This window comes from Mycolicibacterium smegmatis, assembly GCF_001457595.1.
Classification (GTDB): domain Bacteria; phylum Actinomycetota; class Actinomycetes; order Mycobacteriales; family Mycobacteriaceae; genus Mycobacterium; species Mycobacterium smegmatis.
On record NZ_LN831039.1, the window covers coordinates 57,423 to 74,726 of the forward strand.

Sequence of the window (17,304 nt, forward strand, 5' to 3'; positions counted from 1 at the left end):
CTCGCGTGCGCGGGCTCACGGGCGCAGCTCGATTACCGTCTTGCCGATCCGCACCGGCGCGCCAATGGGAACCTTTACTGCTGTTGTCACCTTCGCCCTGTCAAGGTAAGTGCCGTTGGTCGATCCTAGGTCCTCGACGTACCACTCAGAACCTCGTGGCGACAGTCTGGCGTGGCGCGTCGACGCATAGTCGTCGGTGAGCACCAGCGTCGAGTCGTCGGCCCGGCCGATCAGCACCGGCTGGTTGCCCAGCGTGATGCGGGTGCCGGCCAGTGCGCCCTCGGTGACCACGAGCTGCCGCGCCACATGACGCCGCTGCCGGTTGGGCAGCAGCGAGCCGCGAAGGGCCAGCCCACGTCTCACCATCACCGCGCCCGTGGGGGCATAGATATCGGTGCGCAGGATGCGCAGCACCGACCAGATGAACAGCCATAGCAACAACAGGAAGCCGACGCGCGTCAGCTGCAGCACTAACCCCTGCATCTGGCGTCCTCCCCGTGACAGTCCCGTCGGTATCGGTCAGCGGCGACCGTAGGCAACGTCACGATACTTGGACGCCGATGGGCATGCGGGTGAAGCGGGCTGCTTGTCACCCCGATGTGTCCGGTCTCGCGGCGCTCAGTGCACGCGCACGATGATCTCGGAGTGGCCCAGCCGGATGACGTCGCCGTCCGCCAGCTGCCACTCCTGGACCGGTGCGTTGTTCACCGTGGTGCCGTTGGTGGAGTTCAGATCGGAGAGCAACGCCACCTGGCCGTCCCAGCGGATCTCCAGGTGACGACGCGACACGCCGGTGTCGGGCAGCCGGAACTGTGCGTCCTGGCCACGGCCGATCACGTTGGCGCCCTCGCGCAGCTGGTAGGTGCGGCCGCTGCCGTCGTCGAGCTGCAGCGTCACCGTCGTGCCACCGGCCGGATAGTCGGCGCCGTAGCCGCCGCCGTATCCGCCCTGGCCGGCAGGGGCGCCGTAGTCGCCGCCGCCGTACTCGTAGTCACGACCGGCGGGCTCGCCGTATCCACCCTGCTCGGGGTAACCGCCCTGCTCCGGGTAGCCGCGGCCGGGCTGCTGACCGTAATCGGGCTGGCCGTAGTCCGGACGGCCGTAGGCCTGGCCGCCGTAGCCGCCCTGTTCGGGGTAGCCACCCTGCTCGGGATAGCCCTGGCGCGGATCCGGACGGCCGTAGTCGTCGTGGCGCGGGGCCTGCCTGCCGTAGTCGTAATCGGCACCGCCGTAACCGGGCTGGCCGCCGGGAGGCGGTCCGGCCGGGGGACCTGCGGGCGGGTAGCCGCCGGCGGGCTGGCCGTACCCACGGTCGTAGCCGCCGCCCTGAGGCGGCGGGCCGTAACCCGCGGGCGGGCGCTGCTCATAGGACTGCGGCGGGTAGCCGCCCTGGTCCGGGTAACCACCCTGGTCGGGGTAACCACCCTGATCGGGGTAGCCGCCCTGGTCGGGATAACCGCCGCCGCGGGGCGGGTAGCCGCCCTGATCCTGCGGGGGATAGCCACCCTGCTCCGGCGGGTACTGCCCGCCACGCGGATCGTCCTGGCGTCCGTAGCGCTCGTCGTAGTACTCGTCGCCGGGCCGCGCGGGTCCCTGGCCGCCTCGGTAATTCGGGTTATCGGTCATAGGTGGTTCTCCTGATTCTGCGGTGAACGCATGGTCCCGTGGAGCTCGCGCGGATTCGCCAGCGGTCGAATCGGGGTTGACCGCGCCACGCGCGCGGAATTGTCCAGTGTGCAAATTCGGTGATTGCTCGAATCTGACGACCACCTCACCATACGTTTGCCAACCCTGATCATGGATGTATCCCTTCAGATGCTTGGCGAACGTGGTCGAGGTCAGGTCAGTATCGGCCCTTACCTTCTGATAGTCAGTTCCACTGAGGGTAATTACGTAGTCGTTCGGTGCCAAAACTTGGCCACCTGCCACGGTGCGTGCGCGGGTCTCGGCTTCCCGCCGCAGCGCCACCTCGACTTCCTGCGGCACGATCGACCCGCCGAAGACCCGCGCGAAGGCGTCTCCGACCGTGGACTCGAGCTTGCGTTCGATGCGGTCTACCAGACCCATGACACCGCCCGCCTTCACTCGTCGTCGTTCGTTCGTGGCTTCACCACGGCAGCCTCCAACCACCGCGTGTCGCTCTGGCCACACTCTTAACAAGCATGGTATCGGCCGGAACTACCTGTGCGGGAGCAACAGAACTCTGAGAATCAGATCGCCGCTGGTCAGTGACATGATCTTGATGACGCCAACTGTTCGGCCGCGAGGTCCACCCGCGCCTGAGCGGCCGGTTTGGGATCGGGCCGAGCACAGTGATACGCTGCCTCGGTCATTCAGGGCGAGTGGCGGAATGGCAGACGCGCTGGCTTCAGGTGCCAGTGTCCTTCGGGACGTGGGGGTTCAAGTCCCCCTTCGCCCACAGCAGCCAGAGGCCGCGGATTCAGCAGAGTCCGCGGCCTTTGTCGTTGGACGGGGCCATCAGCGGTTCTGCGGTTCGCGAGTGTGAAATCTCAGCGAAAAAACGGCCGACAAATCGCAGACGTTTCACAGTCGCGGAGTTGGTACCGTCGCGAGGAATGACGACATTCGACTACATCGTCGTCGGCGCGGGCTCGGCACGCCGGCCTGGACCAGGGCTACTGCGGCTACCACGCCGTCGGCACCGCGGCCATGGGTCCCGATGACGACGACGTGCTCGATACACGGCTGCGGGTGCGTGGTGTGGAAGGCCTTCGCGTGGTGGACTGTTCGGCGATGCCGACCATGGTGTCGGGAAACCTGAACGGCCCCATGATGGCGATGGCGTGGCGAGCCGCCGACCTGATCCTGCAGGACCGCTGAGCCCGTCTACGCCACGAGCAACAGCACCGCCGTCACCACCATGACCACCGCCGTCGCGAAGTGCACACCCCACGCAGCGGCCTTCGAGCCGCCGTTGGTGAGCACGATCGCGGTGTCGGCAAGCGGAATGACCGTGGCGGCCAACAGCACCCAGCCGAGCAGATGGGTCGCCCCGGCGATCATGAGGACGATGACGATCAGGCCCGAGGCGATGTCGCGGACACCCTTGACGCTCAGGTAGGCGCCGGTGGACCGCTGCGCGAGGTCGGGGACCACGCCGTAGCCGGCGGCCGCGACTCGCGGCGCGACGAGGAACCGCGCTCCGACGACGATGATGGCTGCGGCGATGAGCCCGGACAGTATGTAGGCGGCAGTGGTCATGGCAGTTCCTGTCAGTGGATGGGAGAGCAGGCGGTCGGGTCCAGCGGGATGGCCTGGACGTCGAGAATCTCGGTGACGTCGAAACCGTCCATGTCACACGCGAATTCGCGGCTGGACATGACGCGGTGGGTCAGCTCGTCGGGGTCGGCGGGGTAGTGGATCAGAGCGACCAGGCGGTTCGCGTCCCGATCGGTCCACACGCCGTGTGTGGTGATCCCGAACGTGGCGAACGTGTCGACGTGGCGCGCCCAGTGCACGGTCGCGTACTGATGCAGCGCCGCAGGGGAGCGCAGCGTGTAGATCCTGAGCTGGAACATCTCAGACCGCCAGCACCACGCACAGCGCGGCCACGGCCACACCTTGCAGTACCGCGCGGGCGCCGATGACATGATCCCACTTCTCCTGCAGCGCACGGCCGTTCGACAAGGCCATGCCCGCATCGGCGGCGGCGGTGAGTTGCCGGTTGACCGGCGCGCTCACCCGCAGGTAGAGCGCAAGCCAGACCAGTAACAGCGCCAGGGCGGTCACCGCCGCGAACACCTGCGCCCAGTGCGCAGTCACCGCGGCCAACGCCACGCACGCCGCCGAGGCCACGATCCCGATCACCCCGGGCACGGGCATGCGGTGGTCACCGAACCGGTGCACGTGCCCCATCACGCTCACCAATGCGCCGTCGTCGACCGACGCCAGCGCCGGGCGCAGCACGGCCGCGCAGAAGACATCGGTGCCGTACACCACCGCGGTGCCGAGCACCGCCAGTACAGCGGAGGCCTGGATGAGCAGGTCAAGGTTCATGCTAGCGACGCTAACCCTGAAAGCGGACCGCGTCAATAGCAGCGCTAGCGCATATAGCGCTGCTACCATCGGGCCATGTCCATCGAAGAGCGTCGGGAGCGCGAGCGTGCTGCCCGCCGGGAGCTGATCATCTCCACGGCACGACGACTGGCCGAGGCGGAAGGTTGGCAGGCCGTGACGACGCGACGGCTGTCCGCCGAGATCGAGTACAGCCAGCCGGTGCTGTACAAGCACTTCGCCGGTATGGAGGAACTCGCCGATGCGGTGGCCCTCGACGGTTTCGGCGAGCTCGCCGAAGCGATGCGACAGGCCCGCAGAGGCGACGACCACCCGGACCATGCAGTCACCCGAATCGCGCAGGCCTATCTCGATTTCGCGCGCGCTAACCCGGCCGTCTACGACGCGATGTTCGCGCGCACGACAAATCTGCGCTTCGCCGCCGACGACACTCCGTCACCGCTCACCGAGGCCTTCGCGCAGTTGCGTGACGCCGTGGGCCGAAACGAAGACGCCGATACACTCACCGAGGTGCTGTGGGCCGCGCTGCACGGCCTGGTGATGCTCGGCCGGACTGGGCGGCTGCGGCCCGACCACGAAACCGAGCGTCTGCAACTGCTGGTCGATCGGATGTCCAGGTGAGCTGGAACCCGTGCCCTACGCTGACAGCCCCAGCGTGTAGGCCGTCATCGACAACGAACCGTAGGTGTACCCGCTGACCAGCGTGTCGACGGAATCCATACTCCCCGAGGCGATTCCGGCGAAGTACAGGAACGGGATGAAGTGGTCGGGAGTGGGGACGGCCAGCGCGTAATCGCGGTGCGCGTCGAGCGTCGCGACCTCGGCGGGGGAGTCGAGAAGTCGTGCCGCGGCCGCCTCGTCGAAGCGCTGGGCCCAGTCGTACCCGGAGTCGGACAGCCGCGGGTCCATGCCGCGCAGGTTGTGGACGATGTTGCCGCTGGCGACCACGAGCACGCCGCGTTCACGCAGTCCGGCGAGCTCGGCCCCGAGTCGCAGGTGGTAATCAGCGGGCTCGTTGGCGTTGATCGCCAATTGGACGACGGGAATCGACGCGTCGGGGAACGCGTGGACCAGCACCGACCAGGTGCCGTGGTCGATGCCCCAGCTGTCGACGTCGGCACCCACCCAGGTCGGGTGAACCAGATCGCTGACTTCCTCGGCCAACTCGGGGAGCCCGGGCGCAGGGTATTCGACGTCGAACAGTTCTCGGGGGAAGCCGTAGAAGTCGTGGATGGTGCGCGGGTGCGGCATCGCGGTGACGGCCGTGGCGTTGATGTACCAGTGCGCGCTGACCACCAGGATCGCGCGCGGACGTGGCACCGCCTGCCCGAACCGCTTCCACGCAGCGGTGTAGCGGTTGGATTCGATGGCGTTCAACGGGCTGCCGTGGCCGACGAACGCTGCGGGCATGACGGACGGCACGTCTTCCAGGCTAGGACGTGTCGTCGACCACTGGTCCACCGGTTTGTCTGCCTGTCGAAACTCATGGAGTGACAGGACCCGGTGGCCCCGCTGGGGCTAATCTCGAGGCTGCCGGTCGGTTTTGTCGGGAGCACTGGAGGAGCGTTGGCGCAGTACTGCACCTGGCGCCGCACGCTGCCCACCACACCGGCTCCGGCGGCACGCGATGGGGGAACGGGGGGAATTGGTGTCTGACCTGCACCCCTCCGACGATCACGACGCCGATCCCCGCCTTGCACCGCTGCTGGCCTGGCGACAGCAACTCGTGGACTCCGGCGCGGTGGCGCCCCGCAGCTTCAAGGAGGCGCATCTGCGCCTCGTGCTGCGATCCGGGCGAACCGATGTCGAGCAGATCCGCGCCATGCTCCCGGGTTCGGTCGCCGAGCACGCCGAGGAGATGGCGCGCATCCTGGCCGAGCTCACGCCGGCCGCCCCCGAACCGGACCCGCCGCCTGTTCCCGAGCCGCAGCCCGAACCCGAGCCGGGCCCGGGCAAGCACCGCAGCCCCGAGACCGACGAGCCGCCCGTCGCCACGACGACGGAGATCCCGATCCCCACAACCGGTTTCGCGCCGTTTCAGTTCAGCAGCCAGCAGGTGGCGTTGCACGACATCACGGTGCAGCGCACCGACGCCGCGGTGGAGCTGAGCTGGCCCCCGTACGAGGCGCCGGACGACGAAGCGGCCCGGGACATCTCCGTCGTGATGTACCGCGTCGTCAGTTCGGACGACCAGGCACCGTACTCGCCGGACCCCGCGCATCTGGTGGCGCTCACCGAGGAACCCAAAGCCACCGACGAGCGGCAGCAGGTCAGCCCGGTGCGGCACTACCAGGTCTGGGTCAACGTCGGCGCCTCCGAGGCGGCCGCGCGCAAGACGCAACCCGTGCTGTACGCGACCGCGGTACTGGTCCGGCCGGTGACCGGGTTCGAGATCCGCGAAGACGCCGGCTGGGTCATCGGTCAGTGGACCGCACCGCCGGGAGTGACGGCCGTGCACGTGTTCCGGGTGCCCATCGACGAGGTCGACCGCGACGAGGCGCAGTACCGGATCCTGACGGCCGGCGAGAACCTGGCAGGATTCGTCGACACCGAACCGGTCCGCGGGCAGCGCTACCGCTATCGCGCGCGCTGCGCGGTCAACGTCGACGGTGTCGTGCGGTTGTCCGAGGCGGCCGAGGCCGACGTCGAACTCGCCGCGGCGCTCATGCCCGTCACCGACCTGGTGGTCGAGACCGCGGCCGACGGTGCGTCGTGCGACCTGTCCTGGACCCCGCCCGCGGGTGGTCAGGTCGCGATCTACCGCAGCCAGAACGGCCCGAGTGCGGGCGCCGAGGCCATCGAGCTGCCGCAGGGCGCCCTCGAACAGGTCGGGCTGACGCCCGAACTGCGGGTCACCCAGGACCTCACCGAGGAGACCGGATCCGACGGGCGCCGCCGCGCCCGCCTGACCGGGGTGACGTGGCCCTCGGAGTGGAGCCGGGCGTACTTCACCCCGGTGACGCTGATGGGCGAACGCGCGATGCTGGGCCGGACGCTGTCGTCGGTGCGGACGGGCACGATCCGCGACATCGAACTCGCCGAATACTGCAATAAACAGGTGCTGACCTTCGACTGGCCCGACGGCGCGGCAAGCGTCATCGTGTATCTCGCGCCCAAGGGCCACGATCCGCGGTCGGGCCTCGACGGCAAATCCTTCGAGATCTCGCTCGAGGAGTACGAACGCTACGGCGGCATGCACCTCACCGGCCAGCTTCCGGTCGGTGGGTGCTCGCTGCACCTGGCGCCCGTGGCGTTCGCGGGCGGACGTCGCGTGGTCGGGGCGTTCTCCAGCATCGAGTACCGCGGTCTGCTGCGGCTGCAGTATGCGGTGCGAATCGGGCGCGACCCCAACGGTTTTCCCACCACGGCGACCATTGCGCTGCGCGCCGAGCAGAACGTGCCGGGCTCACCGGGATTCGTCCTCGTCAACAATCCGCAGCGGTTGCCGCTGAGCGTGCACGACGGTCACCCCGTCGACGTCGCGCCGCTGGACGCGCGCGGTCAGCTGGCCGACCACCCGAGCAAGGAGCTGCGCTGGTCGGCGCTGACCACATCGGGCGACGGAGAACTGTGGGCCGCCAACCTAAGTGGCCTGCAGGGCTGGATCCGGTTGTTCGTCAACATCGGATCGCCTGCGCAACTGCGGGTCATCGCGCTGCTGGACCCGCCGGTCGAGACCCTGCGACTCACCGCGGCCACGCTATGACGTCGCGGTTCGGTCAGCTGACGTACACGTCGTTCGATGCGGTCGGCACGGTGGGCGGATGGCAGGTCAAGGAGACCAGCGATGCGCTGACACCCGAGGAGACCCAGCTGATGCTGGCCGGCGTGCGCACGGTGTTCCGCACGGTCGAACCCATGCCGGACTACCCGACGCCCGAGCAGCTCGAGGCGGCGCCGCGTCGGCTGGCCTACAGCCGCGTCGGCGAGACGTATGCGGCGTTGTGGCACACGGTTCCCGCGGGCGCGGACAGCACGGGACGTCCGGGCAACGTGTTCGCGCACGTGCTGCTCGACCGCACACCCGACGTCGCACCGCGTCACCGCGCGATCCAGTGGTGGCGCTCACCGCACTGGTTGTGTCCGTACGGTGCGACCGCGGTGTCCCGCGCGGCGCTCGCCGAGCCCGGTGCGGAACCCGGCCGTGTGGTGACCAAAGACAGCGTGGTGGCGTTCGCGCTGGACACCACCACATGGCGCTTGGCGACGCTGTTCGGGCTGCTCGATGCGGTGGCCGCGGCGCTCGACGGCGGCCCCCCGGTGGTGCTCGGTGTGGAGTCTCCTGACAACGCGGCCCAGTGGATCGGTCTGCTGAGCTTCCTGATGTCGCCGGGAACCGCTGCGCAGCTGAGCTTCTCGACGTTCGACCGCGCCGATCAGCTCAACCCGCACAGCGGGCAGATGCTCAGTGCGGTGCCGCTCGAGGACCTCTCGGCGGTGCCGGCCGGCATGGTGGCCATCAGTGAGGCGGAGACCCTGTCGCTGGGCGAGCTCGGGGGAGAACCGCACCGCACCGCGGGCGGATACGCCATCGACGTGACGCCGTGGTCGGCGATGGCCCAGGTGGTGGTGCTGGATCCGGGTTCGGCGCGGCGCCTGCTCGACGACATCGACGCGGTCGCCGAACAGGTCCGCGATTCGGGCCTGCACCCGGCCTGGCCGATGGCGATGGCCGTGGCCGGCCGCGCCGAATTCGCCGACGCCGAGGAGGAGGCGCACGAGGTCATCGCGGCGCATTCACCGCCCGGGGTGGCGGTGGGATCGGCGGCCGCGCGCACGATCTCCGGCGTGTTGTCGGCCGCAGTCGGGACCACCACCGCCGACGCGTGGCGCGCCGTGCAGGAACTGCCGACGGGCCCCGGGGCGGTGTTCGCTGACACCACCTACCTGTGCCGCGCGGTGGCCGACGACGCATGGTTGTCGAATTCTGGTCCAATACCCTTGGGCCCGAGGATGTTTCACGGGAAACCAATCCCTCCGCCGCTGCGCACGGCGATCGGCGATGCCCTGAACCCGGGCCGGGGCCCGGAGCGATTGCTGCAGGTGGCCGACCTGCTGGTCCGCGCCGGTGTCGAGGACCCGCGGATCCGCACCACCCTGGTCGAGGACGTCGTGCCGCGTCTGGGGGACGCCGAGGTGCGCGAGCGCGTCGGCGCCGACGCGCGGCTCACGCTCGGGGCCGTGCTGCTGAACGACGGCGACGCGAACGGCACCGCCATCGACGATGGCCTGCTGGACTGGCTGGCCGACACCGCGCCGCTGCCGCCACCCGACGAACTCGCACAGGCCACGCCGTGGGACCGCACGTGGACCATCGCCGCACTGCGCGGTGTGCGGGCGCGGCGGCGCGGTACCGGCGGCGCAGGCCAGGACGCCGGTGCGCTCCTGTGGTGGCTGCGTGCGACCGGGTCGGCGGATTTCGAGCAGACCGCGACCGCCTCGGCGTGGAATCCAGAGGATCTGCTGCTGGCCATCGGCGCTGATCCGCTGCCCGGCGCGACCGCGGTCCGCACCCTCGTCGCCGCCGCTGATTCCCCGGCGCTGAACCGGTTGGCCGCCAAGGTCATCGACGAGAACGGGGACACCTTGGCCGTCGCATGTGCCGCGGTGCGCACCATCGAACCCACGGTGTGGTTGCAGCAGCGCTACGTCGAGACCCACCAGCACGCGTACGTGCCGCTGTGGGACGAGGTGCTCAGCGTCGTCGACCCCGCCGACGTGCACCCCGACTTCTCCACCCGGTTGCTGGCGTTCGCGCTGCTCGGCCTGTTCACGGGGCATCCGTACCCGCGGGCGTGCAGTGGCTTCGCGGCGTCGGACCGGCTCGGCGGTGAGGCGATCGAAAGGCTCATGCCGCTGGTCGGCGAGGGACATCTCGCGCCGCATGCCGTGGTGGCGATCAGCCTGCTGCGCGCGGCGGCCCCGCCCGATCCGTCCCATCCCGACGTCACGCTCGACGAACTCGCGGGCCATCTCGCCGAGCAGGTGGCCACCGGCATGGTCGGCGACGACAACGACGTCGAGGGCGTGGTCGCGGTGATGGCGCAACTCTCGGGTGACTCGGCCGAGCCCGCGTTACGTGGATACCGCAAAATGGTCACCAAACTCATGGCGCGGCGCCGGGATTCGCCCTCGCTGACCGCGCGGCTACGGGGAGGCAGGCAGGCATGAGCAAGTGCCCGCGGTGCTTCACCGCACTCAACCCGAACCAGTACCTGTGGACGCTGCCCGAGCAGTCCGGCGGTACGCGGTACCGCGACGAGGTCGCCACGGCCTACTCCGGCGCGCCCGCGGACTGCGGGCCGCTCTACACCTGGTCGCGCAGCCCGGGTTACAACGGTCCGCCTCCCCCCACGTCGGAGGCCACCCGCGCGCTGCAGGCCCCGGCGGTCGAGATCTGCCCGGTGTGTCACTTCACGCTGCCCGAGGGCTGGCGCGAGGGCCACGCCATCTGCATCGCCCTGGCCGGCGCTCGTGCCACCGGCAAGAGCCTGTACATCGCGGTGCTGGTCAAACAGCTTGAGCTGCTGTGTGAGCGGTTCGGCGTCTCGATGCAACCGGTCACCCGCGGCACCGCCCAGGCCTACGCCACCAACTACGAGACCCCGCTGTACGTGCAGCGCGGCCTGATCCCACCCACGCCGACGGTGCGCACCCAGACCTCGGATCACCGTGAGCCGCTGATGTTCTCACTCGGCATCTGGCACGGCGTGCGGCGGTTCCTGGTGCTGCGCGATGTCGCGGGCGAGGACATGGAGTCCGGCGACCTGCACGCACCGCCGTTCCGTTTCTTCGCCCACGCCGACGCGGTGTTCTTCATGTTCGACCCGTTGCGGGTCAAGACCATTCGCGACCAGCTGCACGACCTGCTGCCCGCACAGGTGGTCAGCGGGGGTGATCCGCGAACGGTGCTGACCAACGTGTTGACGGCCGTGAGCCCGGGGCAGCCGAAGCTGGCGGTGATCCTGTCGAAGTTCGACGTACTGCGCGCGTTGCGCGACGTCGAGGGCTCCGAGTGGGGCCTGATCATGTCCAACGGCGGCGCGGCCTACCTGCGCGACACGTCCGACGGTCAGCAGTACGACGAGACCGACGGGCAACTGCTGCACGAGGAGGTGCGCAGCCTGCTGCTGCGCCTGCACGGCGGGTCGATCCTCGCGGCGGTCGAGAACCCGGCGACCGGAGTCCGGTTGCAGAGCCGCAACTTCGTCGTCTCGGCGCTGGGCCACCCGCCCTCGGGAAATCGGCTGCACGCCAGGGGGATCGCACCGTTCCGCTGTGTCGACCCGATCCGCTGGGTCACCTCGGGCTTCGGCGTGCTGTAGGCGTCGGCCGCTTCTCAGTTCGCGTGGTGCACCGTCTCGAGGATCTCGTCGATCAGGCTCGGGGAGGGTGCGCCGGGAAAGCCCTGCTCCATCGAGACGATGAACATCACCGAACCCGGTTGCCCGTCGACCTTGGTGGCGACCATGGAGTGCAGCGCTTCCGGCGCCACGCACTCGTCGGTCTCGATGCCCGTCACGGTCGCGACGATCTGCACCGCGGGTTGCCCGTCGATGGTGAACTCGCGCGGGTCGCTCAATGAAACCTGAGGAACCACACCGTTCTTCGAGGTGAAGATGTCGTCGACGAGCTGGGACTCCAGCTGCACGGCCTCGTCGATGTCGTCGGTCTTGCTGGCACCGGGCACACCGGTGAGGACCCGTGCATGGTCGGGGCACTGCTTGTTGGGCAGCATGGCCGACCCGCTCATGCTGCGCACGGGGCAGAAGCCGAACGGTCCCTCGGGGCAGGGCTTTTCCCAGCCGACCAGACTGGTGCAGCTGTTGACGGTCCAGTCCGGCGGCACGGCATAGTTCAGACCGCGCGGGCTCTCGACCGGGATCCACTGCGGGGGTGTGTCCGGTGTGCGTGCGGCCACCCTGCCTTCGCACGCGGGTTTCGCGGTCGTGGTGGGGGCTTGGGCGCCGGCAGTGTCCGGGGTGTCCGGCGCTGCCGACGTCGACGTCGTCGTCCCCGCGGCGTCAGTGTCGTCGTCGCCGCCGGAGGTGAACTTCCAGACCAGCCCACCGGCGACCAGCGCGATGATGACCACGCCTGCCAGGGCCGCGAGGATCCACGGAGTCTTGTTCGGTTTGGGTGGCTGGTGTGCGGGCGGCGCTTCTCCGTACCCGGACCAACCGGGGCCACCCCAGCCCGGGTACTGACCCGGATGTTGGCCCGGGTACTGCCCGCCGGGCGGCCATGGCGGTGGAGGTGGCGGTGGACCCGTCACAGAAGGGCTCTCGTCAAGGCACTCATCGACACCACGTCCCCTCCTCTGCCGTGTGTGGCTGATTATAGGGATCGCCGGGTACCAGCTGTGATCCGCGCCGCAGGCGCCGCATATGGTGGGCGCACCGAGCAGAGAGGTGCTGATGCGTGGGTAAGAACGAGCGCACGAAGATCGTGATGTCCGACGAGGAGATCGCCGAATTCGTCGAGCGGAGTCGCACGGCGACCATGGCCACCGTATTGCCCGACGGCAGGCCGCATCTGGTGGCGATGTGGTACGCGGTGGTGGACGGCGAGATCTGGTTCGAGACCAAGGCCAAGTCCCAGAAGGCCGTCAACCTGCGTCGCGATCCGACGGTCACCGTCCTCATCGAGGACGGCCACACCTACGACACCCTGCGGGGCGTGTCGATCGACGGCACCGCCGAGATCGTGGACGACCCGGAAACGCTTCTGCGCGTGGGCATCAGCGTGTGGGAGCGGTACACCGGTCCTTACACCGAAGAGATGCGGCCCTACGTCGACCAGATGATGAACAACCGCATCGCGGTGCGCGTCGTCCCCGGCCGTACCCGCAGCTGGGATCACCGCAAGCTGGGTATGCCCGCGATGCCGTTGGGCGGCAGCACCGCGCAGTACCTGAACTCGTGAGTCAGCCGGCGGGGTTGGGCCGCGGTTTGAGCCTGCCGTTGGGCAGGGGCGGGGCGGGAAGGCGCGACAGCGCGCCGGTGTAACCGGACACGGCGCCGAAACGCGCGTCGTGTTCCTGCCATAGCTCGCGGTAGGCCGCGATGTCGTCGTGGCTGCGGCCTACGAAGTTCCACCACATCACGAGTTCCTCGTCGAAGGGCGGGCCGCCGAGCAGGATCACCCGCGCCGGGCCCGTCCCGGTGTTGGCGAGGTGCAGTTCGTGACAGCCGGGGCGTTGATAGGCCAGATCGGCGACCGCGAGCGGGGTGCCCGCGACCTCGACCACGCCGCGGTCCAGGAGCACGCCGTGTTCGAACGTCGCGTCGACATCGAGCGTCAGTTCGGAGCCGGGCGCAAGGTCGATCTGCGCACCGAGCAGCGGTGTGAATGTGTGCACCGGCGAGCGGGAGTCGCCCAGCTCACCGAGGAACACCCGCAGAGTCGACGAGCCGATCACCCGCGGGGTCGGGGCGTAGTGCGCGAAGTCGCGGTCGGTGTCGCGTGCGTCATCGGGCAACGCGACCCACAACTGGACGCCGTGCAGGACCGAGGCCGCCTTGGTCGACACCTCGGAGTGGCAGATGCCCGAGCCCGCGGTCATGAGGTTGAGTTCGCCCGGACGCACCATCGCATGCACGCCACCGCTGTCGCGATGCTCGATCTCGCCGGCGAAAAGCCAACTGACGGTCTGTAATCCGGTGTGGGGGTGGGGTGGCACATCCATACCCGGACCGCTGCGCACATCGTGCGGGCCGTAATGGTCGGCGAAACACCACGCACCGATCAGGGTCCGGTCCCGCTGTGGCAACGTCCGTCGTACCGCGATCGCACGGGGACCGCCGAGCGGAACCTCGCGCGCGTGCAGGACCCCGGTGAACCCCGAAGGCCCACAGGTGACCTCGGAAGGTGCGACGTCGGTGTTGCTCATCGGTCCACCGTAATCGGCTTCGGCGGTACCGGCCGCTGGCTAGCATGAGCGCCATGAGCCGCGTCGTGAGCGCCGATGACGTCCGCACTGTCGAGTTCGCGAAGCCGCCGATCGGCAAGCGTGGCTACGACAAGAAGTCGGTCGACGACTTTCTGCAGCTCGTGGCGCGCCGGCTCGAGGGCCGCGGTCATCTGAGCGCCGACGACGTCCGCCATATCGCGTTCCCGAAGCCGCCGGTCTTCCAGCGGGGGTACAGCGAGGATGAGGTGGATGCGCTGCTCGACGACGTGGTGGCCACGCTCGAGCGCTGAAGTCGGGGGACGGTGCCGTCAGTGCGCCTCTCGGCGAGTGGTCGCTCGCAGCGACGAAGTGGATGGGGCCCGGGGCATGCCCGGCACCGTCGGAAGATGTAACGGGATACCCCGGGCCCCTATTCCCCCTCATGTCGCTCTCGCGCCGCCGTCCCCTCGAACCGGCGGCGAGAGAGCACAGGATCACGTCAGGCGGCGTCCGGGAAGATCAGTTTGGTCTTGCGGACCGGGTAGCCGTTGCGCTCGGCCAGCGAACGAAGCTGCTTGAGCGCGAAGGTCCGGCCACGGCCGCTCTCGGGGACCATGATGCCGGCCCACAGGCCCTCGGCCCGGGGAAGCTCGCAGGCCTCGCGGGCGCAGAGCCAGCGGCGCGGGCATTCGCGGCAGATGACCTTTGCCTGCGCGTCCGGGGCGGACGTCCACCGCTCGGGGTCGCTGGTGCACACGCCGAGCGGAATTCCGTTGGTCATCAGTGCAGTCATGCTGTTGCTCCTGTTAGGACTTCGTTGCGGTGTGTACCGCGTTGGCCAGAACGCTATAGCAACAACCGTAGCGATGCAACAGTTTGATTTGAAGCGGCAGCGCGTGCTGCTACGGAATTTTGCGTTGGTAACAACACATGACCACCTGCGAAAAGCGTGAGCTCGATAAAAGCGCACGTCAGAGACCTTCACATAGCGCACGGAGGTTCCGTAGCGTCTCCGTGGTTTCGCACGCGACAATTATGTAGCACTGGTGCGGTTTGCTGGAACGTGACCAAAACCGAGGCGTAGCGGTGCTGCGGTACCGGGTTAGGATTAGTGCGTCCAACAGGCCGCCGGAGGTGGCCCGGCTCAACAGATTCACCAGCGAGGAACCATCGGAGATGACCGACGCGGAGTTCGACCTCGCCACGGGTGAATTCGATGTCGGCCTCGTGCGCGCAGGCGCCGCGGCCGCGGCCCGGCGACGTGAACTCGACATCAGTCAGCGCAGTCTCGCCGCCGACGGCATCATCAACGCCGGGGCCCTCATCGCGTTCGAAAAAGGCCGGAGTTGGCCACGCGAGCGAACTCGCCTGAAGCTCGAAGAGGTGCTGCGCTGGCCGCCAGGAACCATCGCGCGGCTACGCCAGGGCGGCTCGGTGCCCACGACGTCCGCGCCCGTCGCCCCGCCCCCTCCCCCCGAACCCGCCGCGGCTCCCGCACCGGTCACCTCCGTCCCCGCGGCCGACGAGGTCCCGCTGATCGCGCAGGCAGTGCTCACGGCGGTCCACACGCTCGAGACGACGATCAACGCGATGCCGCCCGAGAGCGACCCGGACTTCGTGCCGCGCGTGACGGCGATCCTCGGTGATCTGCGCCAACTGGAGGCGGTCGCGTCACGCGCCGCCCGGATCAGCATGGTGACCCCGCCCCTGATCAAGGCGCTGAGCGCGGTGCGCCGCCAGATCGACGAGCTGACGATGCGCGCCGCCAACGCGCCGGGCGCGACGCTGGGCCAGCGGCTGTACGCCGCGCGACGTCAGGCGAACCTGACCGTCGCCGAAACCGCCCAGGCCGCAGGCGTTTCCGAGGATGCCATCGCCCGCACCGAGGCCGAGTACCCGGTGGACGCGGCGGCCGTGCACGCCATCGAGGCGCTCATCGACTCGCTGCGCTGAATCAGGTCCGCTCGCGCGTGTGGTCGTCGCTCGTAGGGAAGTGGTCGGCCAGCGCTGCCGCGACCTCGAGGAACTTGCGACGCACCTTCGGTGACATCTCCTGGATGTCGACCACGCCACCGGGCCGCAGGTGCCCGTCGAACGGGATCTCCACCACCGCCTGACCCTGCCCGGCGAACTGGTTGAGCAGGATCGAGCGCGTGCGCTTGTCGGCGTGGCCGTCGGAGTCGTTGAGCACCACCACCGTGCGCTGCAGCAGGCGTGTCATGCCGTTCGCCGAGAGCCAGTCCAGGGTCTGGCCCGCCGTCGCGGCGCCGTCCACCCACGGCGAGGACACCACGATCAGCGCATCGAGATCACGCAGAACCTCTTGTGTCACCGGGGAATCCATGGTGGAGCTGCAGTCCACCACCGAGATCGAGAAGTGCTTGTCCAGGCGCGTGACGGCCTCGCGGTAGATCGCGGCATCGAGAACCCGGCGCCGCGCCGGGGTCGACTCGCCGGCCAGCACGAACAGGCCCGCAGAGTTGTTCCCCACACGGCTGCGCACATCGGCGAAGGTCTCGAGGTTCTTGTCGGAGGTGAGTTCCCAGTACGAGCCGTGTGCGCGCGGATCGACCCGGCTGCCCAACTTGCCGAAAGACGTGTCGGCGTCGATCGCGACCACGCGGTCGTCCTGGCGCAGATGGGCGAAGATCGAACCGATCGTGGCCGACACCGTGGTCTTGCCGACCCCGCCCTTGCCCATCACGCCGATCTTGTAGTGCCCGCGCAGCACGCCTCTGATCTTGGCTTCCAGCTCGGCCTGGCGCAGCTCCTCGGCCGACGGGCCGGGGTTCACCAGCCCGAAGGTCGCGCGGTAGACCAGCAGTCGCCATCCGCCTGACGGTGGTTGCCGTTTCGGCGGGACCAGGTCACTCGCGCGGATGCGGTCGGCGTAGGACTGCGGCGGGCCCGGCGGCACGTGCGGAGGCTGGCCGGGACCACCCCCGAATCCGCCGGCCTGCGGCCACGGCTGGTTACCCGGCGGTGGGCCGTATTGGGGAGCGTTCCAGCCCGGCACTCGCTGCTCCCAGGGATCCGGCCGCGGGTGCAGCGCCGACGGCGGCGGCGGAGGCGGCGGCTGACTGGGTTGTTGTGGTGGTGACGGCTGGGTCGGTTCGCGGAACGTGGTGCGTGCGCGTTCGGCGTCGGGATCGGCCGGGACGCGGTCCTCGGCGTCCGGGTTCACCGGATTCGGCGGAGTCGGGGAGACCGGCGGTCGACCGGGTATCGACGGCGGTTCGGGCCGGAGGGTGGGCCGCGTCGGGCCCGTATCCGGTTCGAAGTCGTCTTCCTCGGGCCCCGTCCAGCCAAGCTCTCTACGTAGCGTGTCGTCGGGGTCGGCCACGACTAAATCTCCTCCGGAAAACAGACGACGAGAA

Annotated in this window: 17 protein-coding genes, 1 tRNA gene and 1 pseudogene; 9 read left to right on the forward strand and 10 right to left on the reverse strand. The window is 69.0% G+C overall.

The genetic code is table 11. The features are described from left to right. Positions 1-15 precede the first annotated feature (15 nt). Both AT701_RS00175 and AT701_RS00180 read right to left on the reverse strand, forming a co-directional pair. Positions 16-483, reverse strand: a complete 468-nt coding sequence (locus AT701_RS00175) for an FHA domain-containing protein FhaB/FipA (RefSeq protein WP_011726620.1) — start codon at positions 481-483, stop codon at positions 16-18. A 135-nt stretch (positions 484-618) separates the two neighbouring features. Beyond that, positions 619-2,067 (reverse strand): FhaA domain-containing protein, encoded by a 1,449-nt coding sequence (locus tag AT701_RS00180; protein ID WP_058127474.1) that lies wholly within the window; start codon positions 2,065-2,067, stop codon positions 619-621. A gap of 269 nt (positions 2,068-2,336) precedes the next feature. On the opposite strand from AT701_RS00180, the gene AT701_RS00190 reads away from it, so the two are divergent. Both AT701_RS00190 and AT701_RS33915 read left to right on the forward strand, forming a co-directional pair. After that, a tRNA-Leu gene (locus AT701_RS00190) sits at positions 2,337-2,419 on the forward strand. Between the two features lie 200 nt (positions 2,420-2,619). Next, a pseudogene (locus tag AT701_RS33915) lies at positions 2,620-2,841 on the forward strand (GMC oxidoreductase); the annotation flags it as partial. Between the two features lie 6 nt (positions 2,842-2,847). Here AT701_RS33915 and AT701_RS00195 read toward each other — a convergent pair. From AT701_RS00195 to AT701_RS00205, 3 genes are read right to left on the reverse strand one after another with little or no spacing between them, the layout of a single operon-like run. Continuing rightward, positions 2,848-3,222, reverse strand: a complete 375-nt coding sequence (locus AT701_RS00195; RefSeq protein WP_058124880.1) for a DUF4267 domain-containing protein — start codon at positions 3,220-3,222, stop codon at positions 2,848-2,850. An 11-nt stretch (positions 3,223-3,233) separates the two neighbouring features. Then, positions 3,234-3,539: an NIPSNAP domain-containing protein gene (locus tag AT701_RS00200; RefSeq protein ID WP_058124881.1), complete on the reverse strand. Its 306-nt coding sequence runs from the start codon at positions 3,537-3,539 to the stop codon at positions 3,234-3,236. Position 3,540: 1 nt separating this feature from the next. Continuing rightward, the gene (locus AT701_RS00205; RefSeq protein WP_058124882.1) at positions 3,541-4,017 is read right to left on the reverse strand and encodes a DUF1772 domain-containing protein; all 477 of its coding nucleotides are present in this window, start codon (positions 4,015-4,017) and stop codon (positions 3,541-3,543) included. A 75-nt stretch (positions 4,018-4,092) separates the two neighbouring features. Here AT701_RS00205 and AT701_RS00210 point away from each other — a divergent pair, with 75 nt between their 5' ends. Continuing rightward, entirely contained in the window at positions 4,093-4,656 is a 564-nt protein-coding gene (locus tag AT701_RS00210) for a TetR/AcrR family transcriptional regulator (RefSeq protein ID WP_058124883.1), read from the forward strand. A gap of 15 nt (positions 4,657-4,671) precedes the next feature. Here AT701_RS00210 and ygiD read toward each other — a convergent pair whose 3' ends face one another. Beyond that, complete coding sequence (gene ygiD / locus AT701_RS00215) at positions 4,672-5,445, reverse strand: 4,5-DOPA-extradiol-dioxygenase (protein ID WP_058127475.1); 774 nt, start codon at positions 5,443-5,445, stop codon at positions 4,672-4,674. Between the two features lie 217 nt (positions 5,446-5,662). On the opposite strand from ygiD, the gene AT701_RS00220 reads away from it, so the two are divergent. Genes AT701_RS00220 through AT701_RS00230 form a run of 3 tightly spaced genes read left to right on the forward strand, consistent with a single transcriptional unit; the run spans position 5,663 to position 11,360 of the window. Then, positions 5,663-7,741 carry a SaeA-related protein gene (locus tag AT701_RS00220; protein WP_058124884.1) on the forward strand — a complete coding sequence of 693 codons (2,079 nt, stop codon included), beginning with the start codon at positions 5,663-5,665 and terminating at the stop codon, positions 7,739-7,741. After that, complete coding sequence (locus AT701_RS00225) at positions 7,738-10,206, forward strand: GAP1-N2 domain-containing protein (protein ID WP_058124885.1); 2,469 nt, start codon at positions 7,738-7,740, stop codon at positions 10,204-10,206. The genes AT701_RS00220 and AT701_RS00225 overlap by 4 nt, the downstream gene beginning before the upstream one ends. Further along, on the forward strand, positions 10,203-11,360 hold the full coding sequence (locus AT701_RS00230) for a hypothetical protein (RefSeq protein WP_003891374.1): 1,158 nt from the start codon (positions 10,203-10,205) through the stop codon (positions 11,358-11,360). Before AT701_RS00225 ends, AT701_RS00230 begins: the two co-directional genes overlap by 4 nt. A 14-nt stretch (positions 11,361-11,374) precedes the next feature. Here the strand turns inward: AT701_RS00230 and AT701_RS00235 are convergent, their stop codons facing one another. Continuing rightward, a complete protein-coding gene (locus AT701_RS00235; RefSeq protein ID WP_011726630.1) occupies positions 11,375-12,310 on the reverse strand; it encodes a DUF8017 domain-containing protein in 936 nt (311 codons plus the stop codon). 146 nt (positions 12,311-12,456) lie between these two features. Between AT701_RS00235 and AT701_RS00240 the strand changes: the two genes are divergently transcribed. Next, positions 12,457-12,960, forward strand: a complete 504-nt coding sequence (locus tag AT701_RS00240; RefSeq protein ID WP_058124886.1) for a pyridoxamine 5'-phosphate oxidase family protein — start codon at positions 12,457-12,459, stop codon at positions 12,958-12,960. Between the two features lies 1 nt (position 12,961). Here the strand turns inward: AT701_RS00240 and AT701_RS00245 are convergent, their stop codons facing one another. After that, on the reverse strand, positions 12,962-13,927 hold the full coding sequence (locus AT701_RS00245) for a pirin family protein (RefSeq protein ID WP_058124887.1): 966 nt from the start codon (positions 13,925-13,927) through the stop codon (positions 12,962-12,964). A 44-nt stretch (positions 13,928-13,971) separates the two neighbouring features. Between AT701_RS00245 and AT701_RS00250 the strand changes: the two genes are divergently transcribed. Next, positions 13,972-14,238, forward strand: a complete 267-nt coding sequence (locus tag AT701_RS00250; RefSeq protein WP_058124888.1) for a DivIVA domain-containing protein — start codon at positions 13,972-13,974, stop codon at positions 14,236-14,238. A gap of 188 nt (positions 14,239-14,426) precedes the next feature. Here AT701_RS00250 and AT701_RS00255 read toward each other — a convergent pair whose 3' ends face one another. Then, complete coding sequence (locus AT701_RS00255; protein ID WP_011726633.1) at positions 14,427-14,720, reverse strand: WhiB family transcriptional regulator; 294 nt, start codon at positions 14,718-14,720, stop codon at positions 14,427-14,429. A 383-nt stretch (positions 14,721-15,103) separates the two neighbouring features. On the opposite strand from AT701_RS00255, the gene AT701_RS00260 reads away from it, so the two are divergent. After that, entirely contained in the window at positions 15,104-15,880 is a 777-nt protein-coding gene (locus AT701_RS00260; protein ID WP_058127476.1) for a helix-turn-helix domain-containing protein, read from the forward strand. Position 15,881: 1 nt separating this feature from the next. Here the strand turns inward: AT701_RS00260 and AT701_RS00265 are convergent, their stop codons facing one another. Further along, positions 15,882-17,270: a MinD/ParA family ATP-binding protein gene (locus AT701_RS00265; protein WP_058124889.1), complete on the reverse strand. Its 1,389-nt coding sequence runs from the start codon at positions 17,268-17,270 to the stop codon at positions 15,882-15,884. Positions 17,271-17,304: the final 34 nt, after the last annotated feature.

Excerpts from the sequence above, each read along its gene's own strand:
- AT701_RS00210 (WP_058124883.1), top strand. The coding sequence starts at position 4,093 with ATGTCCATCGAAGAGCGTCGGGAGCGCGAGCGTGCTGCCCGCCGGGAG.
- AT701_RS00255 (WP_011726633.1), bottom strand. The coding sequence starts at position 14,720 with ATGACTGCACTGATGACCAACGGAATTCCGCTCGGCGTGTGCACCAGC.
- AT701_RS00250 (WP_058124888.1), top strand. The coding sequence starts at position 13,972 with ATGAGCGCCATGAGCCGCGTCGTGAGCGCCGATGACGTCCGCACTGTC.
- AT701_RS00260 (WP_058127476.1), top strand. The coding sequence starts at position 15,104 with ATGACCGACGCGGAGTTCGACCTCGCCACGGGTGAATTCGATGTCGGC.
- AT701_RS00175 (WP_011726620.1), bottom strand. The coding sequence starts at position 483 with ATGCAGGGGTTAGTGCTGCAGCTGACGCGCGTCGGCTTCCTGTTGTTG.
- AT701_RS00200 (WP_058124881.1), bottom strand. The coding sequence starts at position 3,539 with ATGTTCCAGCTCAGGATCTACACGCTGCGCTCCCCTGCGGCGCTGCAT.
- AT701_RS00180 (WP_058127474.1), bottom strand. The coding sequence starts at position 2,067 with ATGGGTCTGGTAGACCGCATCGAACGCAAGCTCGAGTCCACGGTCGGA.
- ygiD (WP_058127475.1), bottom strand. The coding sequence starts at position 5,445 with ATGCCCGCAGCGTTCGTCGGCCACGGCAGCCCGTTGAACGCCATCGAA.
- AT701_RS00205 (WP_058124882.1), bottom strand. The coding sequence starts at position 4,017 with ATGAACCTTGACCTGCTCATCCAGGCCTCCGCTGTACTGGCGGTGCTC.
- AT701_RS00230 (WP_003891374.1), top strand. The coding sequence starts at position 10,203 with ATGAGCAAGTGCCCGCGGTGCTTCACCGCACTCAACCCGAACCAGTAC.
- AT701_RS00220 (WP_058124884.1), top strand. The coding sequence starts at position 5,663 with ATGGGGGAACGGGGGGAATTGGTGTCTGACCTGCACCCCTCCGACGAT.
- AT701_RS00195 (WP_058124880.1), bottom strand. The coding sequence starts at position 3,222 with ATGACCACTGCCGCCTACATACTGTCCGGGCTCATCGCCGCAGCCATC.
- AT701_RS00245 (WP_058124887.1), bottom strand. The coding sequence starts at position 13,927 with ATGAGCAACACCGACGTCGCACCTTCCGAGGTCACCTGTGGGCCTTCG.
- AT701_RS00225 (WP_058124885.1), top strand. The coding sequence starts at position 7,738 with ATGACGTCGCGGTTCGGTCAGCTGACGTACACGTCGTTCGATGCGGTC.